Origin of the sequence: Pseudomonas sp. PNPG3, from assembly GCF_023093815.1 — a bacterium.
GTDB lineage: Bacteria > Pseudomonadota > Gammaproteobacteria > Pseudomonadales > Pseudomonadaceae > Aquipseudomonas > Aquipseudomonas asiatica.
Map to the genome: position 1 here is coordinate 48,320 of NZ_JALLKV010000015.1, position 23,268 is coordinate 71,587.

19 protein-coding genes are annotated in these 23,268 nt (G+C 65.2%); 4 read left to right on the top strand and 15 right to left on the bottom strand.

The genetic code is table 11. The annotated features are described in order from the left end of the window. Positions 1 to 14: 14 nt before the first annotated feature. The 3 genes from MJ643_RS12520 to MJ643_RS12530 all read right to left on the bottom strand — a co-directional run bounded on the left by MJ643_RS12520 (position 15) and on the right by MJ643_RS12530 (position 3,838). Complete coding sequence (locus MJ643_RS12520; RefSeq protein ID WP_103469135.1) at positions 15 to 1,403, bottom strand: MFS transporter; 1,389 nt, start codon at positions 1,401 to 1,403, stop codon at positions 15 to 17. Positions 1,404 to 1,464: 61 nt separating this feature from the next. Next, a complete protein-coding gene (locus MJ643_RS12525) occupies positions 1,465 to 2,667 on the bottom strand; it encodes a mandelate racemase/muconate lactonizing enzyme family protein (protein WP_103469136.1) in 1,203 nt (400 codons plus the stop codon). 127 nt (positions 2,668 to 2,794) lie between these two features. Beyond that, on the bottom strand, positions 2,795 to 3,838 hold the full coding sequence (locus tag MJ643_RS12530; protein ID WP_103469137.1) for a LacI family DNA-binding transcriptional regulator: 1,044 nt from the start codon (positions 3,836 to 3,838) through the stop codon (positions 2,795 to 2,797). Between the two features lie 206 nt (positions 3,839 to 4,044). On the opposite strand from MJ643_RS12530, the gene MJ643_RS12535 reads away from it, so the two are divergent. The 3 genes from MJ643_RS12535 (at position 4,045) to MJ643_RS12545 (ending at position 7,930) form a co-directional block, all read left to right on the top strand. Further along, positions 4,045 to 4,749 carry a gluconate 2-dehydrogenase subunit 3 family protein gene (locus MJ643_RS12535; protein WP_103469138.1) on the top strand — a complete coding sequence of 235 codons (705 nt, stop codon included), beginning with the start codon at positions 4,045 to 4,047 and terminating at the stop codon, positions 4,747 to 4,749. Positions 4,750 to 4,835: 86 nt separating this feature from the next. After that, positions 4,836 to 6,611, top strand: coding sequence for a GMC family oxidoreductase (locus MJ643_RS12540; RefSeq protein WP_103469139.1), 1,776 nt, complete (start codon positions 4,836 to 4,838; stop codon positions 6,609 to 6,611). Between the two features lie 11 nt (positions 6,612 to 6,622). Further along, positions 6,623 to 7,930, top strand: coding sequence for a c-type cytochrome (locus MJ643_RS12545; protein WP_103469140.1), 1,308 nt, complete (start codon positions 6,623 to 6,625; stop codon positions 7,928 to 7,930). A gap of 88 nt (positions 7,931 to 8,018) precedes the next feature. Here MJ643_RS12545 and MJ643_RS12550 read toward each other — a convergent pair whose 3' ends face one another. From MJ643_RS12550 to MJ643_RS12565, 4 genes are all read right to left on the bottom strand, one after another. Then, positions 8,019 to 9,263 (bottom strand): OprD family porin, encoded by a 1,245-nt coding sequence (locus MJ643_RS12550; protein WP_103469141.1) that lies wholly within the window; start codon positions 9,261 to 9,263, stop codon positions 8,019 to 8,021. A gap of 153 nt (positions 9,264 to 9,416) precedes the next feature. Continuing rightward, positions 9,417 to 10,949 (bottom strand): altronate dehydratase family protein, encoded by a 1,533-nt coding sequence (locus MJ643_RS12555; protein WP_103469142.1) that lies wholly within the window; start codon positions 10,947 to 10,949, stop codon positions 9,417 to 9,419. 65 nt (positions 10,950 to 11,014) lie between these two features. Further along, the gene (locus tag MJ643_RS12560) at positions 11,015 to 12,202 is read right to left on the bottom strand and encodes a mandelate racemase/muconate lactonizing enzyme family protein (RefSeq protein ID WP_103469143.1); all 1,188 of its coding nucleotides are present in this window, start codon (positions 12,200 to 12,202) and stop codon (positions 11,015 to 11,017) included. A gap of 16 nt (positions 12,203 to 12,218) precedes the next feature. Beyond that, the gene (locus tag MJ643_RS12565) at positions 12,219 to 13,604 is read right to left on the bottom strand and encodes an MFS transporter (protein WP_103469144.1); all 1,386 of its coding nucleotides are present in this window, start codon (positions 13,602 to 13,604) and stop codon (positions 12,219 to 12,221) included. A 281-nt stretch (positions 13,605 to 13,885) separates the two neighbouring features. Between MJ643_RS12565 and MJ643_RS12570 the strand changes: the two genes are divergently transcribed. Next, complete coding sequence (locus MJ643_RS12570; protein WP_103469145.1) at positions 13,886 to 14,923, top strand: LacI family DNA-binding transcriptional regulator; 1,038 nt, start codon at positions 13,886 to 13,888, stop codon at positions 14,921 to 14,923. A 12-nt stretch (positions 14,924 to 14,935) separates the two neighbouring features. Here the strand turns inward: MJ643_RS12570 and MJ643_RS12575 are convergent, their stop codons facing one another. From MJ643_RS12575 to MJ643_RS12610, 8 genes are all read right to left on the bottom strand, one after another. Beyond that, entirely contained in the window at positions 14,936 to 15,865 is a 930-nt protein-coding gene (locus MJ643_RS12575; protein WP_247726818.1) for an alpha/beta hydrolase, read from the bottom strand. A 15-nt stretch (positions 15,866 to 15,880) separates the two neighbouring features. Next, complete coding sequence (locus MJ643_RS12580) at positions 15,881 to 17,161, bottom strand: OprD family porin (RefSeq protein WP_103469146.1); 1,281 nt, start codon at positions 17,159 to 17,161, stop codon at positions 15,881 to 15,883. A gap of 39 nt (positions 17,162 to 17,200) precedes the next feature. Next, entirely contained in the window at positions 17,201 to 18,070 is an 870-nt protein-coding gene (locus MJ643_RS12585; RefSeq protein ID WP_103469147.1) for an aldose 1-epimerase, read from the bottom strand. Positions 18,071 to 18,151: 81 nt separating this feature from the next. Continuing rightward, entirely contained in the window at positions 18,152 to 19,240 is a 1,089-nt protein-coding gene (locus MJ643_RS12590) for a mandelate racemase/muconate lactonizing enzyme family protein (protein ID WP_103469148.1), read from the bottom strand. Then, a complete protein-coding gene (locus MJ643_RS12595; RefSeq protein WP_103469149.1) occupies positions 19,237 to 20,046 on the bottom strand; it encodes an NAD(P)-dependent oxidoreductase in 810 nt (269 codons plus the stop codon). Before MJ643_RS12595 ends, MJ643_RS12590 begins: the two co-directional genes overlap by 4 nt. A gap of 34 nt (positions 20,047 to 20,080) precedes the next feature. Further along, positions 20,081 to 21,370, bottom strand: a complete 1,290-nt coding sequence (locus tag MJ643_RS12600) for an MFS transporter (protein WP_103469150.1) — start codon at positions 21,368 to 21,370, stop codon at positions 20,081 to 20,083. Between the two features lie 86 nt (positions 21,371 to 21,456). Then, entirely contained in the window at positions 21,457 to 21,750 is a 294-nt protein-coding gene (locus MJ643_RS12605) for a Dabb family protein (RefSeq protein WP_103469151.1), read from the bottom strand. Positions 21,751 to 21,763: 13 nt separating this feature from the next. Then, on the bottom strand, positions 21,764 to 23,170 hold the full coding sequence (locus tag MJ643_RS12610; RefSeq protein ID WP_103469152.1) for an aldehyde dehydrogenase (NADP(+)): 1,407 nt from the start codon (positions 23,168 to 23,170) through the stop codon (positions 21,764 to 21,766). Positions 23,171 to 23,268: the final 98 nt, after the last annotated feature.

Sequence of the window (23,268 nt, forward strand, 5' to 3'; positions counted from 1 at the left end):
TGTCAGTAATAAAGTCAGCGCGCAGTAGCAGGCTTGAGCGATGGCGCGGGCCGGTCGCGGTCTTGCGGGTTCGAGTTGTCGTCGGGGCGTTGCAGCGGGCCGACAATGAGCAGGTAGCTGACGAACGCACCCACGGCATTCAGCGCGACATACACCAGGGCACCATTGAACGAGTGCATCGACTGCACCATGTAGCCGATCACCACCGGGGTGACGATGCCGGCCAGGCTGCCAAAGGTGTTGAAGATCGCGCCATTCATGCCGATGCTGTCCTTGGGCGAGACATCGGCGATGATCGCCCAGCCCAGCGCGCCCACGCCCTTGCCGAAGAACGCCAGGGCCATGAACAGCACGATCAGCAGGTTGGTTTCCACGTAGTTGCACAGGATCATGCTCATCGACAGCGCCATGCCGATGAAGATCGGCAGTTTGCGCGCCAACGTCAGCGACATCCCCTTGCGCAACATCCAGTCCGAAGCCATGCCGCCGGTAATCCCGCCCACAAATCCGCAGATGGCTGGCACCGCCGCCAACAGGCCGGCATCCAGCAACGACAGCCCGCGCTGCTGCACCAGGTACACCGGGAACCAGGTGAGGAAGAAGAACGTCAGCGTGCTGATGCAGAACTGCGCCAGGTAGATGCCGAGGAACATGCGCTGGCGCAGCAGGCCACGGGCGCGCGTCCAGGTGTCGCGCCAGCCCTGCCCTGGCGGCCGGCTGCTAGCGTGCTCGCGCAGGCTGGCCCCGCCCAGGCGCATGGCCTCGAGTTCCACCGCCGTCAGCGTCGGGTGCTCGACTGGCGCCTTGATCCGGCGAATGAACACCACGCCCATGGCGACGCCCGCCACGCCCATCACATAGAACACCCACGGCCAGCCCCAGCGGGTCGAGACCCACGCCAGCAATGGTGTGAACACCACCGCAGCGAAGTACTGGGACGAATTGAAGATCGCCGTCGCGGTGCCACGTTCGGCCGTGGGGAACCACATCGAGACGATCTTGCTGTTGGCCGGAAAGCACGGTGCCTCGGCAGCGCCGACCAGAAATCGCAGGGCGAATACGGCGACGAAGGCCAGGCCCACCGGCATCATCGCGACAGTGCCAATCAACCCGGTGAACAGCGACCAGGCGACGATCGCCAGCCCCAGCACGCGAATGCTGCCGAAGCGGTCGATGGCCAGGCCACCCGGCAGTTGCAGGAGCATGTAGGCCCAGGCGAAGGCCGAGAACAGCCAGCCCATCTGGGCATGCCCCAGGCCCATTTCATCGGCCAGGCTGGCGCCGGCGATGGACAGCGTGGCGCGGTCGCCCTGGTTGATGATCATCATCACGAACAGCAGGGCAATGACTTCATGGCGCCGGTGTTCGGCGATGAAGCGGCGCAGAGAATGTATTTTTTTCATTGTATTCTCGATACCGGTTTGCAAGCGCGAGCAACCTGGGAGGCTGCCGCGCAGCAATCAGTCAGCAGTGGGTTTCACGCACGATCGCATCGGTACGCAGGCGCACTTCAGGCCGCAGTGCCGTGCCCAGGCCAGGCCGTTGCGGTGCCAGGGCGAAGCCGCCATCGATCTGCGGAAGCTGGGTAACCAGTTCGCCATACCAGCTCGACAGCGATGCCCGCACCACTTCCTGAAGCACGGCCGTGGGCGCATGCAGTCCAAGGTGCAAGCCGGCGAACAACGCCACCGGGCCGGTGCAGTCGTGGGGCGCCAGCGGCTTGTTGTAGGCCTGCGCCAGCGCGGCGATCTTGCGCGCTTCGGTGAAACCGCCGCACCACACCAGGTCGAGCATCAGGTAATCGAGGCTGTCGGCCTTGAGCAGGTCACGGTAGGCCGTACTGCCGCCCAGGGTTTCGCTGGCGCAGATCGGCACCCGGGTACGCTTGCGCAGGTCGGCCAGGGCCTGGGCGTCGTCCATCTTGCACAGCGGGTCTTCCACCCAGTACACGTCAAAGGCTTCCAGCGCCTGGCAGATGCGCAGGGCTGCCGTGGTGTCCCACAGGCTGTGCAGCTCGCACATGATCTCGATACGGTTGCCCACCGCCGCGCGAATCTGGCGGAACGCTTCGCAGCCCTTCTGCACCTCGTCCAGGCTGATGGTGTTGGCCCCGGGCTGGCGGGCGAACTGGTCGAACGGCCAGATCTTCATGGCCGTGTAGCCCTCCTCCACCAGGCTGATCGCCAGGGCGCCGGCGTCGCGGCTGAAGGCCAACTGATCGTCATAAGGGCCCTGGGCGCAGTCGCTTGCGCTGATCTCGCGGCGGGCACCCTGCTGGGTGTTGAATTCGTAGCCGGCGCAGGTGTTGTACACCCGGATGCGCTCGCGGCAGGCACCGCCGAGCGCTTCATGGATGGGGATACCGTGGCGCTGGCCCTTGAGGTCCCACAGGGCGATGTCCACAGCGCTGGCGGCGCGGATTTCGGCGCTGGCGCTGTGGTAACCGACGTAGGGCGTGGTGAGTTCCAGGGAGATTGCTTCGATCTGCCGTGAGGCGCGGCCGATCAATCCTGGGGCGATGAGTTCGTGGATGGCCGCCTCGACGGTGGCAGCACCACGAAAGGTTTCGCCCAGGCCGATCAGGCCTTCATCGGTTTCGATCTCCAGCCAGAGCAGCTTGGGGCGTTCGGGCAGGCGCAGGGTTCTAACACAGGTGATCTTCGACATTGTTCTTGTCCTGAGTCCATTCCAGCAAATGGTATCGTTACCATTTCCGCTAAAAAACCTAGCGCATCCAGAAATACAGGACAAGAGGATTTAGAAAAAAGTTTGCCGAAGCGTGAAAATGTTAACGTTAACTTTCCAGCGTCTGAGTGCTCTCGCGCTGCACCAGGCTGAAGCCGATATCAACGGTCGCGGGCGATTGCGCATCGCCGCCCAGGCGCTCCAGCAACATCCTGGCGGCCGTGTCGCCCATCAGGGTGCCGTCGATACGTACCGTCGACAAGGCCGGGAAGGTGTGCGCAGCGAAGGCCATGTCACCAAAGCCCATTACCGCCAGTTGCCCGGGCACCGCGATGCCGCGGGCGGCCGCTTCGGTCAGCACGCCCTGGGCAATGGTGTCGGAGGTGCACACCACGGCGCAAGGGCCTTCGCTATCGACGGCGGACTGCTCGAGCAGCACGCTCAGGCCTTCACGACCCTGGGCCAGGGACGGCAGGCCCTGCCAGGTCTGGCGCTGGACGTCGGTGATGCCCTGCTCGGCCAGGGCCTGGACGAAACTGTCGGCACGGCGCAAGCCACGCGGGTCGTCAACGGCCAGCAGGGCGAAGCGTCGGTAGCCTTGGCCCACCAGCTGCCGCGCCACCTCGCGCCCGGCCTGTTCGTGGGAAAACCCGACCAGCATGTCGATCGGCTCGGCAGACAGGTCCCAGGTTTCCACCACCGGCACGCCAGCCGCGCGCAGGCGGTTGCGGCTGAGGCTGGTGTGCAGGGTGCCGGTGAGGATGATGCCGTCCGGGCGGCGGCTGAGGATCACCTCCAGCAGCTCCTGCTCCTGCTCGGTCTGGTAGCCCGAGACGCCCAGCAGCACCTGGTAGCCAGCCTTGATCAGGCGCTCGTTGATGGCCTGGAAGGTGTCGGAGAAGATCGGGTTGGTGACCATCGGCACCACCACCGCCACCAGCCGCGTGCGGCTGGACTTCAGCGCGCCGGCCAGGCGGTTGTGCACGTAACCGGTCTGCTCGATGGCCCGGCGCACCTTGAGGCGGGTCGGTTCGCGCACGGTGTCCGGCTGGTTGAGGTAGCGCGACACCGTCATCGGCGCGACGCCGGCCAAGCGCGCCACATCGCTCAAGGTGACTGCCGCACGCACCTGCCCTTTGCCGTCTGAAGCCATACCCGCCCTACCCCGTGGATGCACCGTTGCTGAAGTCGGGCAAGAGTAGCCTGCGACAATCTTGAAGGAAACCCGTCAAAACAGTCATGGCGCGGGCCGTCGCTGCGCCCCTAGACTCGCCCCGCCAGCCACAAGGCCGGCCCCATAACAATAACGCACGCGTCGCCAGTGCCCCTTGGCCGACGCACGTCCTGAGGATGATGGACATGAATCGACGTGAAGCCCTGATCTCACTCGTTCAAATCAGCGCCCTTGGCGCCATCGGCAGCGCCAGTGCCGGCGTGCTCGCCAGCGACCGCCCGCGGGCCAGCGGCACCCACGCCGACGCCCTGCCCCAACCGCCGAAATCCGGCGCCCTAGCCTACCTCACCTCAGACGAAGCCCGGGAAGTGGCGGCCATCTTCGACCGCCTGATCCCCGAGGACGAACTGGGCATGAGCGCCAGCCAGGCCGGCTGCGTGGTGTTTATCGACCGGCAACTGGCCGGGCCCTACGGCCAGGCCGCCAGCACCTACCGCCTCGGCCCCTACGTGCAGGGAACGCCCGAGCAAGGGCCGCAGTTCAGGCTGACGCCTGCGCAGCGCTACCGCGATGGCCTGGCGCGGCTCGGTCAGTACTGCCAGCAGCAGCATGCCCGGCCGTTCAGCGGCCTGACCGGTGAACAGCAGGATGCACTGCTGCGAGCGATGGAAGCCGGTACTGCGCCCCTGGATGCCGACTTCTTCGCACTGCTGCTGCAGAACGTGCGCGAAGGCTACCTGGCCGACCCCATGTATGGCGGCAACCGCGACATGGTGGGCTGGCGGCTGATCGGCTTCCCCGGCGCCCGCTACGACTATCGCCCGTATCTGCACAGGAAAGGCCTGCCGCTCGACCTGGAGCCGGTGAGCCTGCTCGACCGGGCAGGCTGAGTCCACCCGGACCTTCCCCCCAATTTTGCGCGAGGCAGCCCCGTGGCCCTGCCGGCCCCCGCCTGCGCGCGCCCCAAGGAATACAGATGAAAACGACAAGAGCCAAAGCGGACGTGGTGGTGATCGGTCTGGGCTGGTCCGGCTCGATCATCGCCGAGGAACTGGCCCGGGCCGGACTCAAGGTGGTGGCCATCGAGCGTGGTGCCTGGCGCGACACCGCCACGGACTTTCCGCCCTCGGTGGACACCGACGAACTGCGCTGGGCCACCCGCAAGGAAATCCTCCAGCCGCCGCGCCTGGAGACCTACACCGTGCGCAACCACGCCGGCCAGCAAGCCCTGCCGGTGCGCGAGTGGAGCAACCTGACCCTCGGCAACAACGTTGGCGGCGCCGGTACCCACTGGGCCGCCGCGTCCTGGCGTTTCAACCCGTTCGACTTCGAGCCGTACAGCAAGACCGTGGAGCGCTACGGCAAGCAGCAACTGGTGCCGGGCCTGCAGGTGCAGGACTGGGGTGTGACCTACGCCGAACTCGAACCCTTCTACGACCGCTTCGAGCGCATCGCCGGCACCAGCGGCAAGGCCGGGGTAATCGAGGGCCAGGTGATGCCCGGCGGCAACCCTTTCGAAGGTTCACGCAGCCGTGAATTCCCGACACCGCCACTGGTGCCCAGCCACTGGAATGACATCTTCACCCACAAGACCACCGAGCTGGGCTACCACCCCTTCCCGGTCCCCGCCGGCACGATCTCCCAGGCCTACGTCAACCCGCTGGGCGTGCGCATGGGCCCCTGCACCTATTGCGGCTACTGCCAGCTGTTCGGCTGCGGCAACTGGTCCAAGAGCAGCCCCAACGCCTGCGTGGTGCCGGCGCTGATGCGCCACCCGAGCTTCGAACTGCTGACCGAAACCGAAGTACTGCACATCAACAAGTCCGCCGACGGCAAGACCGCCACCGGGGTCAGCTACATCGACAAGCACGGCATGCAGGGTGAACAGCCCGCCGACATCGTCATCGTCGCCGCCTACCAGCTCGACAACGTGCGCCTGATGCTGCTTTCGGGCATCGGCGAGCCCTATGACCCGCGCACCCGCCGTGGCGTGATCGGGCGCAACTACAGCTTCCAGACACTCTCCTACGCCTACCTGTGGTTCGAGCAGGAGCACCTCAACCCGTTCATCAACACCGGCTGCCTGGCCATCCAGATCGACGACTTCAACGCCGACAACTTCGACCACAGCGGCCTGGGCTTCATTGGCGGCGCGGGCATCCAGTCGCTGTCCAACAGCGGCCTGCCGATCGGCATGGCCGGCGTGCTGCCCAAAGGCGCGCCGACCTGGGGCAAAGGCTGGAAGCAGGCCTTCCGGCACAGCTACCAGAACTGGGCGATGATCCAGGGCCAGGGCACCAGCTATGCCCACGAGGACATGTACTTCGACCTCGACCCGACCTACAAGGACAACTACGGTCGGCCACTGATGCGCATGACCTTCGACTACAACCTCAACGACAAGCGCTCGGGCGAGTTCATCCGCAAGCAGTGCGATCGGATCGCCCAGGCCGTCGGCGGCCAGCACATCGAGTCCTACAACTTCGCCGCCGACCACTACACGCCGTTCCGCGCCAACGACTCCTCACACACCAATGGCGGTGTGGTGATGGGCACCGACCCGCGCACCAGTGCCCTGAACCGCTTCCAACAGTGCTGGGCAGCGCACAACGTGTTCGTGCTCGGCGCCTCGTCGTTCCCCAACAACGCCGGCTACAACCCCACCGTGACCATCGGCGCCCTGGCCTTGTGGACGGCCAAGGCGATCATCGAGCAATACATCAAGAACCCCGGCCCGCTGGTGCAGGCGTGAAAGGAGCTGCCATGAAGACCAAGACCTTGCTGGCCAGCTGCATCGCGCTGGCGCTGGCCGGCCTCGCCGCCGCCGTGCTGCACAGCAACGACAGTGCCGCTGACAACGTCGCCGATGACCAACTGACTGGCGCCGACACCCTTGCGGTCGACCCTGCCGCCGTCGCCCGCGGCGCGTACGTTTCGGCCCAGGCCGACTGCGCCGCTTGCCACACCACGCCAGGCGGCGCTCCATTCGCGGGCGGCTACGGGTTGCAGACGCCCTTTGGCGTGATCTACTCGACCAATATCAGCCCCGACCCGCAGACCGGCATCGGCCGCTGGACCGAGCGCGACTTCTTCCGTGCGGTGCGCCATGGCCAGCGCAAGGACGGGCAACGGTTGTACCCGGCCATGCCCTACAACGCCTACGTCAAGATCAGCGACGCCGACCTGCACGACCTGTGGGCGTACATGCGCACAGTGCAACCGGTGCAGCAGGCGCCCACGCCCAACACCCTGGCTTTCCCGTTCAACATTCGCCAGACCCTGCTGGGCTGGAATCTGCTGTTCTTCGACAACACCCCGTTCGTGCCACAGCCCGAACAGTCCGCACAATGGAACCGCGGGCGCTACCTGGTTGACGGCGCCGGCCATTGCGCGGCCTGCCATACGCCGAAGAACCTGCTCGGTGGCGACACCGGTCGTTACCTGCAGGGTGCCGAGCTGCTCGACAGCTACGCGCCGGAGATCACCGGCGACCGTTATCGCGGGTTGGGCAGCTGGAGCGCGGAGCAGATAGCGGTCTACCTCAGGACCGGGGCCAACCACCAGGCGATCGCCTCGGGGCCGATGGGTGAAGCGGTCGAATTTTCCACTCAGCACCTGAACGACCAGGACCTGGCTGCGATCGCCGAATATCTCAAATCAGTCGACGGCTCGAAGACCACCCCGCCACCCGCCATTGCCGCCAGCGAACCGATCATGCAGCGCGGTGCGCAGGTGTACGAGCTCAATTGCATGGCCTGTCATAATGTCAGGGGCGAAGGCCTGCCCGGCATGGTCACGGGCTTTGCCGACAACCCCGGAATCCGCACACCCAGTGGTGCGAACCTGGTGAGCACGGTGCTCAAGGGCGGCCAGGCGGTGGTCACCGAAGGCAACGTCACCGGGGCCGGCATGCCTTCATTTGATTGGAAGCTCAGTGACAGCGACATCGCCGCCGTGCTGACCTATGTGCGCAATAGCTGGGGCAACGCCGCCCCCGAGGTCGAGGCTCAGGCGGTAGCTCGCACACGGGAGCACCTTGGCCTGCAGCCGACGATGAAAAATCATTTCTGAGTCCGCCATTGAAAAAAAGGCCGGTAAAAGACTTTACCGGCCACACCGCCAATACCCGGCGGCTACTCCTCGTACATGACTTGAGCAATCAGAACAGCGGCAAGGTGTAACTCACGATCAGCCGGTTCTCATCGATATCGCGTTGATAGTTGGAACGCAGCGCCGCGTTGCGCCACAGCACGTTGACGTTCTTCAGTGGCCCGGACTGGATGGTGTAACCCAGGTCGGTGTCGCGCTCCCACTCGCGCCCTTCCCCGGCGAAGGTGGCCGGGTTGGCATGATCGGCATGGTTATATCGGGTCGAGAACGTAAGTCCCGGAATACCCAGGGCGACGAAGTCGTAGGCATAGCGCAGCTGCCAGGTGCGCTCGCCGGTTTCCATGAAGTCGGCGGCCATCATGTAGTTGGTCAAGTAGGCGTCGGTGCCGACTAGGTAAGGCATGGCCGTGGAGCCGGACAGGCCCTGGTAGGCGACGCCGAAGGTGTGCCCGGCTTGGCTGTAACTGAGCAGCACATTGAGCGTGCGGTTGTCGACCGGGCCGGCCAGCGCCTCGCCCTTGTCGTCGCTTATGAAGTAGCGCGCATCCAGGGCCAATTTGCCAGGGCCCAGCGCGGTGCTGCCGAGCAGGCCGAAATAATGTTGGCCGTAGATCTCGTCGAGCTCACCGTATTGGTAGCTGAGGCTCAAGTTGGGGTTGACCACGAAGTCCACACCGCCCATGCGAAAGTCGTCAGCCTCGGGCGTGCCGCTGAAACGCCGGTTCTTATTGACCAGGCTCATGGCCTCTGTGTGGGAATAGTCACGCTTGGTGGTGCGGTCGATCTGCGCGTAGGTGAAAGTCAGGCTATCCAACTCTTTGGAGGTGAGCACACCGCCCTGGAAGGTCTGCGGCAGGATGCGTCCGGTGCTGGAGGCGATGGTCGGGTACTTGAGCAGCTGGGTGCCGATCTTCAGTTCGGTCTTCGACAGCCGCGCCTTGGCGGTGATGCCGAACTTGCTGTACTGGTCCGGGGCGCGACCGTCGTCGCCGACCGGCAGCAGGCCAGTGCCGCTGCGGCCAGGGCCTGAATCGAGCTTCAGGCCGAGCATGCCGAGGGCATCGACGCCGAAACCGAGGGTGCCGGGGGTGTAGCCGGAGCGGAAGTCGAGGATGAAGCCTTGGGCCCATTCTTCGCGCTTGGAAATGCCCGCGTCTTCGCGGAAGTCGCGGTTGAGGTAGAAGTTCTGGGCTTTCAGCGAGGCCTGGCTATCTTCAAGGAAACCTTGGGCGTGGGCCGGGAGCGTAGCGGACAGCAGGATGGCAGCGGGCAGCGTCTTGTTGTTTTTATGCATGACAGGTCCCTTGGCCGGGTTTCGCACCGGCCATTGTTGTTGTGATTTTCCGAGAGGGCCCTTTCGCGGCTAAAGCCGCTCCCACAGGGACTGTGCAGCCCCTGGGATCAAGGTGAATCCTGTGGGAGCGGCTTTAGCCGCGAAGAGGCCGGGTCAGGCGAGCACGCCTATCTGCCACGGGCAGAATTCATCCTCGCCCAGGCCGTTGAGTTCGCTCTTGGTTGCCTCCCCCGAGGCATGGGCGAGCAGGCGCTCGAAGATTTCCTGGCCCATCTGGGCGATGGTCTTGTCGCCGTCGATGATCTGCCCGCAGTTGATGTCCATGTCGTCGCTCATGCGCTGGTACATGGGCGAGTTGCTTGCCAGCTTGAAGGTCGGCGCCGGCACCGAGCCAAAGCACGAGCCGCGGCCGGTGGTGAAGGCGATCAGGTTGGCACCGCCGGCGATCTGGCCGGTGGCCGAGACCGGGTCGTAGCCGGGAGTGTCCATGAATACCAGCCCGTGGGTCTTCACCGGGTGGGCATACTCGTACACGTCCATCAGCGGCGCGTTGCCGCCCTTCTTCGCGCCGCCCAGGGACTTTTCCAGCACGTTGGCCAGGCCACCGGCATTGTTGCCGGGGCTGACCCGGCCATTGATCTGGGTATCGCGGCCGCGGTTGTACTCCAGCCACCACTCGATGCGCTCGATCAGCTTTCGGCCCACCGCCGGGGTGGCGGCGCGGGCAGTCAGGGTGTGTTCGACACCGAAGATTTCCGAAGTCTCCGAAAGGATCGCGGTGCCGCCATGGCGCACCAGGATATCCACCGCCGCCCCCAGCGCCGGGTTGGCCGAAAGGCCGGAGAAACCATCTGAACCACCGCACTGCATGCCGATCATCAAGTGCTCGGCGGACACCGGCTCGCGCCGCGCCTGGTCGGCCTTGGGCAGCATGCCTTCGATCAGCGCGATGCCCTGGTCGGTGGCGCTCTTGACCCCGCCAACGTCCTGGATCACCAGCTTCTTCAGCATATCGCCTTCCACGAGCCCTTCCTGCTCGAAGAAGCCATGGATGTTGTTGCGCTCGCAGCCCAGGGCAATTACCACCGCGCCCACGGTGTTGGGGTGTTTGATGTAGCCAGCGATGGTGCGCCGCAGCAGGTCCATCGGCTCGCCGGTCATTTCCATGCCGCAGCCGATTTCGTGCACATAGGGCACCACGGCATCGATGTTGGGGAAGCCGGCCAGGCGGCGCTCGTCGAAGTGGTTGGCGATCTTGCGCGCCACCGTGGCGCCGCAGTTGCCAACAACGAACACGCCCAGGTAATTGCGCGTGGCCACGCGGCCGTCCTCGCGGACGATGCCTTGGAAGGTCGCGCGCTGTTCGGCCGGCAGCAGGTCGGTGGGGATGTAGTCCAGGCCGTAGCGGTAGTCGCGGTCGGTTTCGCCGAAGGCGATGTTGTGGCTGTGCATCCAGGTGCCAGGCGGCAGGTCCTCGGCGGCATAACCGATCACCGTGTTGTACTTGAGCACCGGCTCGCCCTTGGCGATCAGCCGGGCAGCGACCTTGTGCCCCAGCGGCACGGCTTGCTGGGTGGTGACACCTTCACCGGTGATGGCGGTGCCGGCAGGGATTTCGATACGCGCGACCACGACATTGTCGGCGGCATCGAGGCGAATGACTGGACTGACTTCACGGTGACTCATGGTGTTTTCCTGTGGGTGTTGTCACCCATGGCGGTGGCGACACAAGCGCCACCGCCATGGCTTGCTCAAGGGCGTTTGCCGAACTCGATGCTGTGCTGGGTCCAGGCCAGGGCCTGTTCGCTGAGGGAGAAGCCCAGGCCCGGGCGATTGGGTACCCACATGCGGCCTTCACGCAGCTCCAGGCGCTCGTTGAACATCGGCTCGAGCCATTCGAAATGCTCCAGCCATGGCTCTTCCGGGTACGCCGCGGCCAGATGCAGGTGGATTTCCATGGCGAAGTGCGGCGCCAGCTTCAGGCCCTTGAAGCTGGCCAGACTCATGATCTGCAGGAACGGCGTGATACCGCCGACCCGCGGCGCATCGGGCTGGACGAAATCGCAGGCGTTTGCGGTGATCAGCTGGGCGTGCTCGTTGAAGCTGGTGAGCATCTCGCCGGTGGCGATGGCAGTGTCCAGCGATGCGGCCAGGGCGGCGTGGCCCTCGACGTCAGCACTGTCCAGCGGCTCCTCGATCCAGGTCAGGTCGAACTGTTCGAGCTTGCGGCAGAAACGCTGGGCGGTGACGCGGTCCCATTGCTGGTTGGCGTCGACCATCAGCGGGAAGCCTTCGCCCAGTTGCTCGCGCACCGCCTGCACGCGATTGAAGTCGATGCTGGTGTCCGGCTGGCCGACCTTGATCTTGATGCCGCCGATACCATTGCCACGGGAGGTCTGTACGTTTTCCAGAACCTTTTCCAGCGGCGTCGACAGGTAGCCGCCGGAGGTGTTGTAGCACTGCACCGAGTCGCGGTGAGCGCCCAGCAGCTTGGCCAATGGCAAGCCGGCGCGCTTGGCTTTCAAGTCCCACAGGGCGATGTCGAACGGCGCGATGGCCTGGGTGGTCAGGCCGCTGCGGCCCATCGAGGCACCGGCCCAGAGCAGCTTGTTGTAGAGCTTGGCGATGTCGTTGGGGTCCTCGCCCAGCAAGGTCGGGGCAATTTCCTGGGCGTGGGCGTACATGCCTGGGCCACCGGCGCGCTTGGAGTAACCGAAGCCGATGCCTTCATGGCCTTCGCGGGTGCGGATCTCGGCAAAAATGAACGCGATTTCGGTCAGCGGCTTCTGCCGCCCGGTCAGTACCTTGGCATCGCTGATTGGCGCGCCGAGCAGCAGCACGGTGTACGACAGCTTGATCCAGGCGATGCTGTCAGTGGTCGCTGGCCCAGGTTGCAGGGCGGCGATCTTCGGGTCGATGTAGACGTTGCTTTCGATCATGGCGTGGTCCTCTGAATCACTGAGCATTGGCCGGTTTGCCGGTCAGGTCGGAGAGCTGCAAACGCTGGATGCGGCCGACGATCACCAGGTAGGAGAACGCCGCCAGTAGGCCGTGGGCGCCGACATAGATGAGTGCGCTGTTGAACGAGCCGCTGGAGTGCAGCAGGTAGCCGATCACCACCGGAGTGACGATGCCGGCGGTGTTGCCCAGGGCGTTGAACACGCCGCCGGTCATGCCGATCATTTCCCGCGGCGCGGTGTCGGCCACCACGCTGAAACCGAGGTTGCCAAAGCCCTTGCCGAAGAACGCCAGGCTCATCACCGCAATCACCAGCCACTGGGCATCGACGTAGTTGCACAGCATCATGGTCGAGCTCAGCAGCACGCCGGTGATGATTGGCGTTTTACGGGCAATGCTCAGAGACTTCGTGCGGCGCAGCAGGTAGTCAGAGAAGAAGCCCGACGACACCGCGCCGATCAGCCCGCACAGGGCCGGAATCGAAGCGACAAGGCCAGCCTGGAGGATGTCGAAGCCACGCTCCTTGACCAGGTAGATCGGGAACCAGGTGACGTAGAACCAGGTGACCGCACTGACGCAGTACTGACTGATGAACATGCCGATCAGCATGCGGCTCTTGAACAGCAGGCCGACTTCCGCCAGCGAGCTGCGGCGCTTTTCCTTGGGCAGCGAGGCCTGGGCTTCGAGGTCGACCAGCGCTTCACCCTTGCGCAGGTAGTCGAGTTCCTCGCCATTCATCTTTGGGTGGCTGACCGGCAGGTAGTAGTTTTTCCACCAGATCGCGGCGATGCCGAAGCCGACGATGCCCATGACGATGAACACGTATTCCCAGCCGAAGGCGTAGCACAGCCAGCCCATGAACGGGGTGAAGAACGCCAGCGAGATGTACTGCGCACTGTTGAAGATGGCCCCGGCCATGCCCCGCTCTGCCGACGGGAACCAGGACGCGATCACCCGCGTCGAGGCCGGCCCCACTGGCGCCTCGGCCACACCCAGCAGAAAGCGCAGAGCCAGCAGCAGCGGCACGATCATGCCGACGAAGTGCACCAGACCCATGCACACGGTAAATGCCGACCACACGCAGATGGCCAGGGCCATGGTTTTCTTCGAGCCGAAGCGGTCAGCCAGCCAGCCGGAAGGGATCAGGAAGATCACGTAGGCCCAGCTGAAGATGGAGAACAGGTAGCCCATTTCCACCGAGCTGATGCCGAGCTCCTTGCTCATGTCGGAACCGGCCACCGACAGGGCGGCGCGATCACCGCTGCTCAGGGCCAAGACCATGGTGATCAGGGCCAGGATCAAATAACGATAGCGGGTAGCCGTGGTGGACGCGGCCACGGCGCCAGGGGCAGGCCCGGCGGCGTAGGTGTCGTGGTTGTGCATCGCGGTAGCCTCATTGTTTTTATTGGCGTCGTGCAGGGCCTTGCACCGGCACCTGCTTCGGATTCTGGCAGCTCGCAGCCCTTTTGAAGAGCTGATTCCGACCAATGACAGCGTTATCAAATGACAGCGCTGTCATTAATCCTAGGCCTGAGCTGGCGGGCTTTGCAAATCGCTGTTCGCAGTGAATTCCCATGCATTGGGAATTAGCAGGAAATGCAAAAAAACGCGCGCCGTTCCGGTAGAATCGGCAATATGCTCAAAGCTCCCGTCCAGAGGCCCCCATGCTGGAAACGCCCGCTACCGTCGCTGATCCGAAACCACTGCTGGCTGCCCCTGCCACCCTCGATGACGTGGCGAAGATGGCCAAGGTCTCGCCCATCACCGTTTCCCGAGTGATCAACCGGCCGGAACTGGTGTCGGAGAAAACCCAGAAAAAGGTGCGCAATGCCATCCGCAAGACCGGATATGTGCCGAACATGCTCGCGGGCGCCCTGGTTTCGCAGCGCAGTCGGCTGGTCATTGTGGTGGTGCCGAACATCGCCAACCGTGCCTTCGTCGACACCATCACCCAGCTCGGCCAGCGCCTGGCCACGGCACGCTACCAGTTGCTGCTGAGCCAGTCAGACCTGGCAAACAGCAGTGAAGCGGAACTGATCGATGCGATACTCGCCCGCCGCCCCGACGGCATCGTGCTGACCCGCCAGCTGCAAAGCCCTGAAGCGCGGGAAAAGCTGATCGCCCGTGGCATTCCGGTGGTGGAAACCTGGGAGCTGGCGCAGGACCCGATCGACACTGTGGTCGGTTTTTCCCACGAGGCCGTCGGCCAGGCCATGGCCGAGCACATCATCGAACGCGGCCACTGCCGCGTCGGCCTGGTCTGGAGCGACGACGCCCGCGCCACCCGACGGCGCCAGGCGTGTACCGATACCCTGCGCAAGGCAGGCGTCAAAGTGGTCGCCTGCGAGCTCGAAGCCGTGCCGGTGGATATGGGCCACGGCCGTGAAGCCATGGCCCGGCTGCTGGCGGCCAAGGTGCCGATGGATGCAGTGATCTGCAGTATCGACCTGCTCGCCCAGGGGGTCATGGCCGAGGCCCAGGCCAACGGCCTGCGGGTGCCTCAGGACCTCGCAGTGATGGGTTTTGGCAACCTGGAATTCGCCGCACACACCCATCCGCGCTTGAGCACGGTGAATGTTGACGGCGGGCGCATTGGCTTGCGTACGGCAGAGTTGCTGCTGCAGCGGATCGAAGGCAGCCTGGGGCGTGGGGAACAGGTGGAAGATGTGGGCTTCAACCTGGTGGTTCGCGAAAGCACCTGAGGGCTGCGCGCGTCAATCGCCAGCCCAGCGCTGCAGCTGCGCCGCCATGTGATCCCAGGCCTGTTCGACTTCGGCCACCCCGAATGCCCGCAGGCTTGAGTGCACCATGCCCTCGCCCACACAAGCACGGGCCGCCACGCCCGCCGCCGCCAGCGCATCGACATAGGCCAGCCCGTGATCGCACAGCGGGTCGACTCGCGCCACCAGCACCAACGCCGGTGCCAGCCCGGAAAAGTCTTCAGCTTCCAGCGGCATGGCGCAGGGGTCATTACGCTGCGGCGCTGCGGGCACGAAGCCTGCCAATGACTTCATCAACCCCGCCACCGTCATCATCGGCGCCTCGGCCTGTTCGCGCATCGATGGCAAGTGCTGCCGAGCCGTCAGCACCGGATACACCAGCAACTGCCCCCGCGGCTGCTCCAACCCGTCACGGCGCAATGCCATGCACAAGCCCGCAGCCAGCGTGCCACCCGCGCTGTCCCCCGCCACCATCAGGCACGCCGTGCTGAGACGGGGGTCGACAACCCCGGCCCGTAAACCGAGCCATGCGTTCAGGCAGTCCTCCAGCGGCGCCGGATAGGCATGCTCCGGCGCCAGCCGGTACTCCACGGCGACGATCGCCAGTGGCACCCGCCGCGCCAGGGCATGGGCAAACCAGTCATGGGTGTCGAGATTGCCCAGGTCCCAGCCGCCGCCGTGCAGGTACAGCAGCGTCGGCCACCCCCCGGGCGGCACTGCGCCCGGGGGGGTGTAACAGCGCAGGCGCAAGCCCTCCAGGTCGATATCGGCAACCTGCCAGCCCGCCGGCCGCGGCGGCGTGCAGGCAAGGCAGGCAGCGAGAAAGGCTTCGCGCCGGGCCGCCAGGCTGCCGTCATGCGGAGCGAAGCGTTGGCTGTTGTCGATGTAGGCCTGCATGGCAGGGTCGAGCGGACGGGATACCACGGGCAATCCTCCAGGTCAGAGCAAAGGCAAGGTGTAGGCGATGATCACCCGGTTTTCATCACGCCGGCCGGTGGCATCGCCCTGCAGTTGGACGTTGCGCCAGCGCAGCGCCAGGTTCTTCAGGGGCCCGCTCTGGATCACGTAGGTAATGTCCACATTGCGCTCCCATTCGCTGCCGTCCTCGCCGGCCACCTTGAAGTTGTCGCCCTTCACGTAGCGGGCGAATGCCGTCAGCCCCGGTACACCAAGGGCAGCGAAGTCAAGGTCGTAGCGGGCCTGCCAGGAGCGCTCTTGGGCGCGGTCGAAGCGCAGCACCTGCACGGCGTTGGCCACCCCGGGCAAGTCGGTGTCGTGGATGAACGGCAAGGCACTGTCGCCAGCGTTGTACTGGTAGCCAAGGCGGAACGTCTGGGCACGCAGGTTGGCGCTGAGCATTGCCGAAGTCATGCGGCTGTCGAGCTGGCCGGCCTTTTCGCTGCCGGATTCGCCGGTGTCGAGGTAGTTGAGCGTGCCGGAGAGGTTCCAGTCACCGGCCTTGAGGGTGTGGGTGCCGGTGTACAGGGTTTGCTGGTAGACATCCGCCAGGCGGCCGGTCCATACCCCCAACGAGGTTTGCGGCGTGGCGCGCCAGGTGCCACCGAGGTAATCGAAGCGGTCGCTGAACACGCTGTAGTAGTTGCCCACCTGGATATCCCGGGCCCCGGCGAACTCGCGCTGATTGACCTTGCGCATTTGGCCCAGGCCGATATCGACGTTGTCCAGTTCGCGAATATCCAGCATCGCCCCTTCGAAGAACTGCGGCAGCAGGCGTGCGTCGCCAGAACTGACCAGCGGAATCTTCGGGAACAGCCCGCCCACCTTGAGCTCGCTCTTCGAGTACTTGAACTTGACCGCCGCCGTGGCCTCGGAGAACTCGTCCACCGAGCGCGGGTCGGCATTGCGCGGCCCGCCGGCGCGATTGTAGGCCCCGGGTAGCAGCGCAGTGCCGCTGCGCGAGGGCGACGAGTCGAGCTTCAGGCCGAGGCCTGCGTATACATCCACGCCCACCCCGACAGCCGTATCGGTATAACCCGACTCGCCCTTGAGAATGAAGCCCTGGGCCCACTCCTCCAGCTTCGACTGGGCAGGTTTGGTCGAATCGCGCAGGTCGTGGTTGTAGTAGAAGTTGCGAAAGGTCAGGTTGGCCTTGCTGTCTTCGAGGAATGCTCCCTGAGCATACAGCGGGCCGAGCCCGAGCAGCAGGGACAAGGGTTTTGCAACGCGAGCAAAGCCCGCTCCAGTCGAGGAGTGTTTCATTGTTGTTGTGCTCTTCTTATAGGTATGTGAGGTGTTGCGTTAGCGGTGTTGCCAGGTGAATTCGAGGGTGGCCTCCAGGCGCTGGCCCGGGGCGAGTTCATGGGTGCCGGTTTCGGCCCAGCTGTCGCGGGGCTGGTTGAACGCGTCAGCCAGATGCGATACCGGCTCCAGGCACAGGTACGCGCTGCCGACCGGGGCGAATGCGACGAAGTGGTTCAGCACCGGCGAGGCCTGAAGGTGCACATGGCCATTGGCGTAATCGATCTGCATCTGGCCATTCCAGCGTGATTGGTAATGCGCGAGCGGTTCGCCGGCATCCGCATTGATCGACCAGTCCCTGGCGCCCTCCTGGTACGCGCCGGTCGCCATGTACTCCCCATCGATCTGCCACTCGCGCCCGGTGCGGTACTGCACGCGCATGCCGGGGTGGCGCTGGAAGTACGGGTGCAGCCCGAGGCCGCCAGGCATGGGCGTTTGCCCCAGGTTTATCAGCACCAAGGTGATGCGCAGGCGTGCGCCGTCGAGTGCGAAGTGCTGTTCGGCGCGAAACGCCCAGGGCCAGTGCTCGCCTAAGTAGTCGCAGGTGATGCTCAAGCGATCGCTGCCGCTGTCCACTACCTGCCAAGGCTGGGTGTGGCTCACGCCATGCAAGGTATGGGGCAGTGCCGCCGGATGTGCGGGCAACGCGTACTCGGTGCCGGTGAACTGCAACCGCGCGTTGCGGATGCGGTTGGAGTACGGCATCAGCGGGTAGGCGCCAGCCCGTGGCCAGTCCAGCGGGTTGAACCGGTTGGCGTTGATCGGCAGCAGGATGTCCAGCCCCTCGGCATTGAGGTGGGCGATGCGCCCGCCCCAGGCCGGCAGCACGCCCAGCGACCAGGTGGCATTGCTCAGAACCACGGTGTGCATAGAACCTCCAATGCCATTTTCAGGCATGCACAGCCTCTGCCGCCGTGCCGAGGCCCGGCGGTGAGGCGTTAACGGGGCGGGTTAGCGGCGGAAGCGCTCGGCCACTTGCAGGTCGATGTCCAGGCCTAAACCTGGGCCCTGAGGGATCTGCAGCTGGTTACCCTGGCGCAGTTGCTCCACCGGGTACAACCAGCCAGCCGGCTCGACGAACAGGTACTCCACCTGCGGCACCCGACGCTGTACGGCGGCCAGGTGCAGGGTGGCGATCAGGCCCGGGCCGAAGTATGGGCAGTGCGGCAGAATCACCGCCTCATGCTGCTCGGCCAGGCGGTCGATGCGCAGGCATTCGGAAATGCCACCGACTTTGGTCACACTGGGCTGTATGGAATCCACCGCAGCGGTCACCAGGGCCTGTTCGAACTGCACGGCGGTGCACCAGTTTTCCCCGGCAGAAATATCCACGCCCTGCCCGCGCAGGCTGCCCAGGGCAGTGAAGTCCTCGGGCGGGAAGATCGGCTCTTCCAGCCAGGCCAGCTTCAGCTCTGCCAGCGCCGGCAGCCAGTCGCGGGTGCCCTGCACGGTCCAGGAACAATTGACGTCGGTGGACAGCGGCACATCATCGCCGACAGCACGCCGGCAAGCGCCGATGTCATGCAGGGTGGCCTCGTGCAGCTTGATGTCGCTGAACCCCTGTTCCAGCGCCCTTTCGCAGGTGGCCGGGGCCACCTGGTCATCGCCGTAACGCACCAGGCTGGCATAAGCCGGTACCTGTTCGCGATAGGCCTGGCCGAGTAGGCGGTGCAACGGCAAGCGCTGCCGGCGGGCGGCCAGGTCCCACAGGGCGATGTCGAGGCCGGAAATGGCGAACATCGTCACGCCGTAGCGGCCGAATAGGTGCAGGCGTTGCTGCAGCTCCATGTTCAACGCCGCAATGTCGGTGACCTCGCGGCCCAGCACCTGGGGCGCCACCAGGCGGTCGATCAGGGCCTTGGTGGCGTCGGCGACGAAGTAGCCGAACGCCTCGCCCCAGCCAACGTTACCCAGTTCGTCTTCGACGCGCACCAGCACGTTCTCCAGTGTGCGCCAGGCCGAAGGCGTGCCGCCCACCCCGCGACCGCCGTCGTGGAAGGGGATTTCGACGATCTGGGTATCGATGCGGACGATCTTCATGCTTGCTCCAGAACACTGGCCAGGGCCACCCCGGCATAGGCGCCACCTACATGGTCACGGCCGGAACCGACCGGAGCCATGGCGTCATAGGCGAGGAAGTTGTCGGCCAGGTGCTCGGCCGCATGGTCCTGTGGCCGGTAGCCCAGGGCGCGGGCACGGTTGTTGTGGAACAGCGCCTGGGGGCATTCCGACACGCCGTAGACGATCTCGTGGCGCACCTCGGGGTGCTCCAGGCCGATCAGCACCAACTGGGCCAGGTCGCGGGCACTGGTCCACAGGCGCAGACGACGGGCATCGGCGACCTTGGCGTCGGCGTTGCCGATGCGCACGATGAACGTGGCCAGCTCGCTGCGCTGGGAGAAGGTCGCGCAGGCCGCTTCACCGAACACCTTGCTCAACGCGTAGTAGCTGTCCGGCGCCACCGGGTGGTCGTCGAACTGTTCGCCAGCCTGGGTGCGGTACTGCCCCAGCACATGGTGGCTGCTGGCGAACACGAAACGCCGCACCCCGGCGCGCTGGGCGGCTTCGAGCAGGTACAGGGTGGCGTGGTAGTTGGGCTCTACCGTGGCCTGGAACTGGATATCGGTGCCGTGGGCACAGGCCAGGTGCAGCACCGCGTCGACACCCTCGCAGGCCTGGCGGACGAAGGCCGGGTCGGTCAGGTCGCCGACCAGGGCGGTTTCATTGGCGGCCAGCTCGCTGACCGGCCGGCGGTCCAGCAGGCGCAGGCTGAAGCGCTCGCGCAGGTACGGCCGCAGGGCGGTTCCGACGATTCCGGCGGCGCCGGTGACTAGAAGCGTAGGCATGGTGTAGTCCCGTAAAACGTGGGTTGCATTCAGTTCAAGCGGCTGCGATGACATTGGCTTGCCGGGCCGGTTTCTGGCCGACGAACAAGGCCACGATCAGCGCGCCGACAATGCCCAGCACGGCAGCCAGGCCAAAGCCGCTGCTGTAGGTGCCAGTGGACTGGATGATGAAGCCGGTCACGGTCGGCGCAACGATACCGGACAGGTTGGCCAGGCCATGCATGAAGCCGCCGGCAGTACCTACCTGATGGTCCGGCACGGCGTCCTGGATCAGCGACCAGTAGGCGGGCGCGGTCAGCATCAGGAAGCCGATGGCCACGGTCATCACCACCACGGTGCTGGTCACGCTCTGTACCTGGCCGGTCAGGCCGATGCATACCGCAGCCACCAGCAGGCAGCTGACCAGCACCACCTTGCGCGAAAACAGTTGCTTGCCGGTGCGCTTGTACACCCAGTCGATCAGCAGCCCGCCACAGATGAAGCCGACGGTACCCACCAGCCACGGCAGTGCGGTGACGATGCTCATGGCCTTGAGGTCGATGCCCTTGGCCTCGATCAGGTAGCTGGGGAACCAGGTCATGAAGAAGTACAGGATGTAGTTGTAGCAGAACAGCGAAACGCCAGTGACCAGTACCGAGCGCTGCAGGATGATCTGCAGCACCGGGGTGCGCGGGGCGTCTGCGACGGCAGTGACCGGGGCTTCACGGCCCTCGTTGATCAGCGCCAGCTCTTCGGCCGACACCTGCGGGTGCTCCTTGGGCGTCGAGGCCGCCAGGCGGTACCAGGCGATGGCCCACAGCACGCCGATCACCGCGATCACCACGAAGGCCACGCGCCAGCCCAGCCACAGGGCAAGAAAACCCACGATCGGGCCGGCCAGGGCGCCGCCCAGCGGGCCGCCAGCCTGGTTGATGCCGATGGCGCGGGCGCGCTCCTTGATCGGGAACCAGCTGTTGACGGTCTTGTTGGCGGTGGTCGACACCGGGCCTTCGCCGACGCCGAACAGCGCGCGCACGATCAGCAGCGACCAGAAGTTGAAGGCCAGCGCGGTGGAGCCGCACAGCAGCGACCAGAAGCTCATCGACCAGGTCAGCACACGCTTGGGCCCGAAGCGGTCGGCCAGGTAACCACCGACGAAACAGAACAGCGCATAGCCAAAGAAGAAGCTGCTGAAGATCATGCCCTTCTCGGCGGGCGTGAGGTGGTACTCCTGGGTAATGAACGGCATGGCGATCGACAGGGCAGCGCGATCGACATAATTGATGATCATGGCCAGGAACAACATGGTCAGGATCGTCCAGCGGTAGTTGTTTTTCTTGTTCATGTACGACTCCGCCCGGCACCTGTGATGCCGGATCTTTTTTGTTATAACGCCTGGCCCCGCAGAGGGCCAGGTGCCTCTGGGGTCAATCAGACGCTGTAGTCCACTGCCACCCACTCGAAGTACTGCTTGAGGTCGGCGACCAGGGCCTGGTGCGCCGGGTGTGGCAGGTAACGCTGTACCGCGTCGGCGTCGTCGAAGCTGGACTCGAGGATGTAGTCCCAGCAGATCGGCCGATCCAGTTCGTTGGCCGCGACGCGCCAGTCGCGGATGAAGTCGATTTCTGCAGTCAGGTCGCGCATCCGCGCCACCAGCACCGCTTCCCGTTCAGGCTGCGCTTCGACGCCCGGCAGGCGGCGGAACAGCACGATATGTCGCATCATCGCCCTGCCCTCCTCAGCCCAGTGCCCAGTCCGGTGCGTCCTGCAATGCCACCGGGCGCAGGAAGCGCTCGATGGCGGCAAAACCGACCGAAGTGGACTGTGGCGCGGTGGACGACGGCCATGGCCCGCCATGCTGCTGGGCGTGGCACACGGCAACGCCGGTCGGCACACCGCTGAACAGCACGCGCCCGGACACTCGCTGGGCGGCGCGCAGCAACTGGCGGTTGTCGGCGCTGTCGGCGTCCAGGCCCCACAGGGTAGTGGTCAGGGTGCCGCCGATGGCGTCCAGCACCTCGGCCGCCTGGGCCACGGAATGCGCAGTAACGATCAGCGCCGCCGGGCCGAACATTTCTTCACGCAGGTGAGCGTTGGCAATGAACGATGCGGCATCGGTGGCGAACAGCCGTGGCGCCGGGCCAGCGCCATCGGCCTGCGGGGCGAACACTGCTGCGGCGTTAGCAGCTACCGTGGCAGCTGCCGCCTCGAAGCCTTGCTGCATGCCCGGGGTGAGCATACGGTGCGTGGCAATCGGCGCAATGACCTCGGCCAGCTGGGCGACGAAACGCTGACTGTGGGGTGAGTCGAGCAGCACGATCACGCCGGGGCTGGTGCAGAACTGGCCGCAGCCGAGGGTGATCGAGCCAGCCAAGGTCTTGGCCAAGGCTTCGCTGTCTTTTTCCAGCACAGCCGGCAAAGCCACCAGCGGGTTGATCGAACCCAGCTCGCCGAAGAACGGCACTGGGCGTTCGCGGTCATTAGCGGCCTGCCACAAGGCTTTGCCACCTTGATAGGAGCCAGTGAAGGCCACGGCAGCGATTGACGGGTGCTGGACCAGGTAGGTGCCGGCGGCACGATTGGGCGCTTCGGCCAGGGTCAGCAGGCCTGTCGGCAGACCCTGGGCGCGGACCACGCCAGCGGCCAAGGCAAACACAGCGCGGGACAGCTCCGGGTGACCGGAGTGCGGCTTGATCACCACCGGGCAACCGGCGGCCAAGGCCGAGGCGGTATCGCCGCCCAGTACCGAGAAAGCGAATGGGAAGTTGCTGGCCGAGAACATCGCCACCGGGCCCAGCGGGCGCTGCACGCGGGTCAGGCGTGGACGGCCGGCAGGTGGAGCACCGGCAATGGCGTGATCATCGACCTGACGGTACGGCACACCGGCTTCCACTTCGCTGGCGAAGCCACGCAGCTGGAAGGCGGTGCGGGCCACTTCGCCGTTCAGGCGGGCTTCGCCGAGGCCGCTTTCGCGGTCGGCGATGACGACCAGTTCGGCTTGCTGCTGTTCCAGGGCATCGGCCAGGCCACGCAGCAGGGTGGCGCGCTGGGTGGCACTGGAATCGACCCAGAAGTCGGCGGCGGCGGCCGCTTGGGCGACGACTGCGTCGATGGCAGCGAAATTCGGGTTTTGCGGGGTGGTCATGGGGCACTCCTTCAAAAATTGCGGTGCGGCCATTCGCGGGGCAAGCCCGCTCCTACAGGTACAGCGCGGCCCTTGTGGGAGCGGGCTTGCCCCGCGAA

Coding starts and splice junctions, on each gene's coding strand:
- MJ643_RS12520 (WP_103469135.1), bottom strand. CDS start 1,403: ATGAAAAAAATACATTCTCTGCGCCGCTTCATCGCCGAACACCGGCGC.
- MJ643_RS12525 (WP_103469136.1), bottom strand. CDS start 2,667: ATGTCGAAGATCACCTGTGTTAGAACCCTGCGCCTGCCCGAACGCCCC.
- MJ643_RS12530 (WP_103469137.1), bottom strand. CDS start 3,838: ATGGCTTCAGACGGCAAAGGGCAGGTGCGTGCGGCAGTCACCTTGAGC.
- MJ643_RS12535 (WP_103469138.1), top strand. CDS start 4,045: ATGAATCGACGTGAAGCCCTGATCTCACTCGTTCAAATCAGCGCCCTT.
- MJ643_RS12540 (WP_103469139.1), top strand. CDS start 4,836: ATGAAAACGACAAGAGCCAAAGCGGACGTGGTGGTGATCGGTCTGGGC.
- MJ643_RS12545 (WP_103469140.1), top strand. CDS start 6,623: ATGAAGACCAAGACCTTGCTGGCCAGCTGCATCGCGCTGGCGCTGGCC.
- MJ643_RS12550 (WP_103469141.1), bottom strand. CDS start 9,263: ATGCATAAAAACAACAAGACGCTGCCCGCTGCCATCCTGCTGTCCGCT.
- MJ643_RS12555 (WP_103469142.1), bottom strand. CDS start 10,949: ATGAGTCACCGTGAAGTCAGTCCAGTCATTCGCCTCGATGCCGCCGAC.
- MJ643_RS12560 (WP_103469143.1), bottom strand. CDS start 12,202: ATGATCGAAAGCAACGTCTACATCGACCCGAAGATCGCCGCCCTGCAA.
- MJ643_RS12565 (WP_103469144.1), bottom strand. CDS start 13,604: ATGCACAACCACGACACCTACGCCGCCGGGCCTGCCCCTGGCGCCGTG.
- MJ643_RS12570 (WP_103469145.1), top strand. CDS start 13,886: ATGCTGGAAACGCCCGCTACCGTCGCTGATCCGAAACCACTGCTGGCT.
- MJ643_RS12580 (WP_103469146.1), bottom strand. CDS start 17,161: ATGAAACACTCCTCGACTGGAGCGGGCTTTGCTCGCGTTGCAAAACCC.
- MJ643_RS12585 (WP_103469147.1), bottom strand. CDS start 18,070: ATGCACACCGTGGTTCTGAGCAATGCCACCTGGTCGCTGGGCGTGCTG.
- MJ643_RS12590 (WP_103469148.1), bottom strand. CDS start 19,240: ATGAAGATCGTCCGCATCGATACCCAGATCGTCGAAATCCCCTTCCAC.
- MJ643_RS12595 (WP_103469149.1), bottom strand. CDS start 20,046: ATGCCTACGCTTCTAGTCACCGGCGCCGCCGGAATCGTCGGAACCGCC.
- MJ643_RS12600 (WP_103469150.1), bottom strand. CDS start 21,370: ATGAACAAGAAAAACAACTACCGCTGGACGATCCTGACCATGTTGTTC.
- MJ643_RS12605 (WP_103469151.1), bottom strand. CDS start 21,750: ATGATGCGACATATCGTGCTGTTCCGCCGCCTGCCGGGCGTCGAAGCG.
- MJ643_RS12610 (WP_103469152.1), bottom strand. CDS start 23,170: ATGACCACCCCGCAAAACCCGAATTTCGCTGCCATCGACGCAGTCGTC.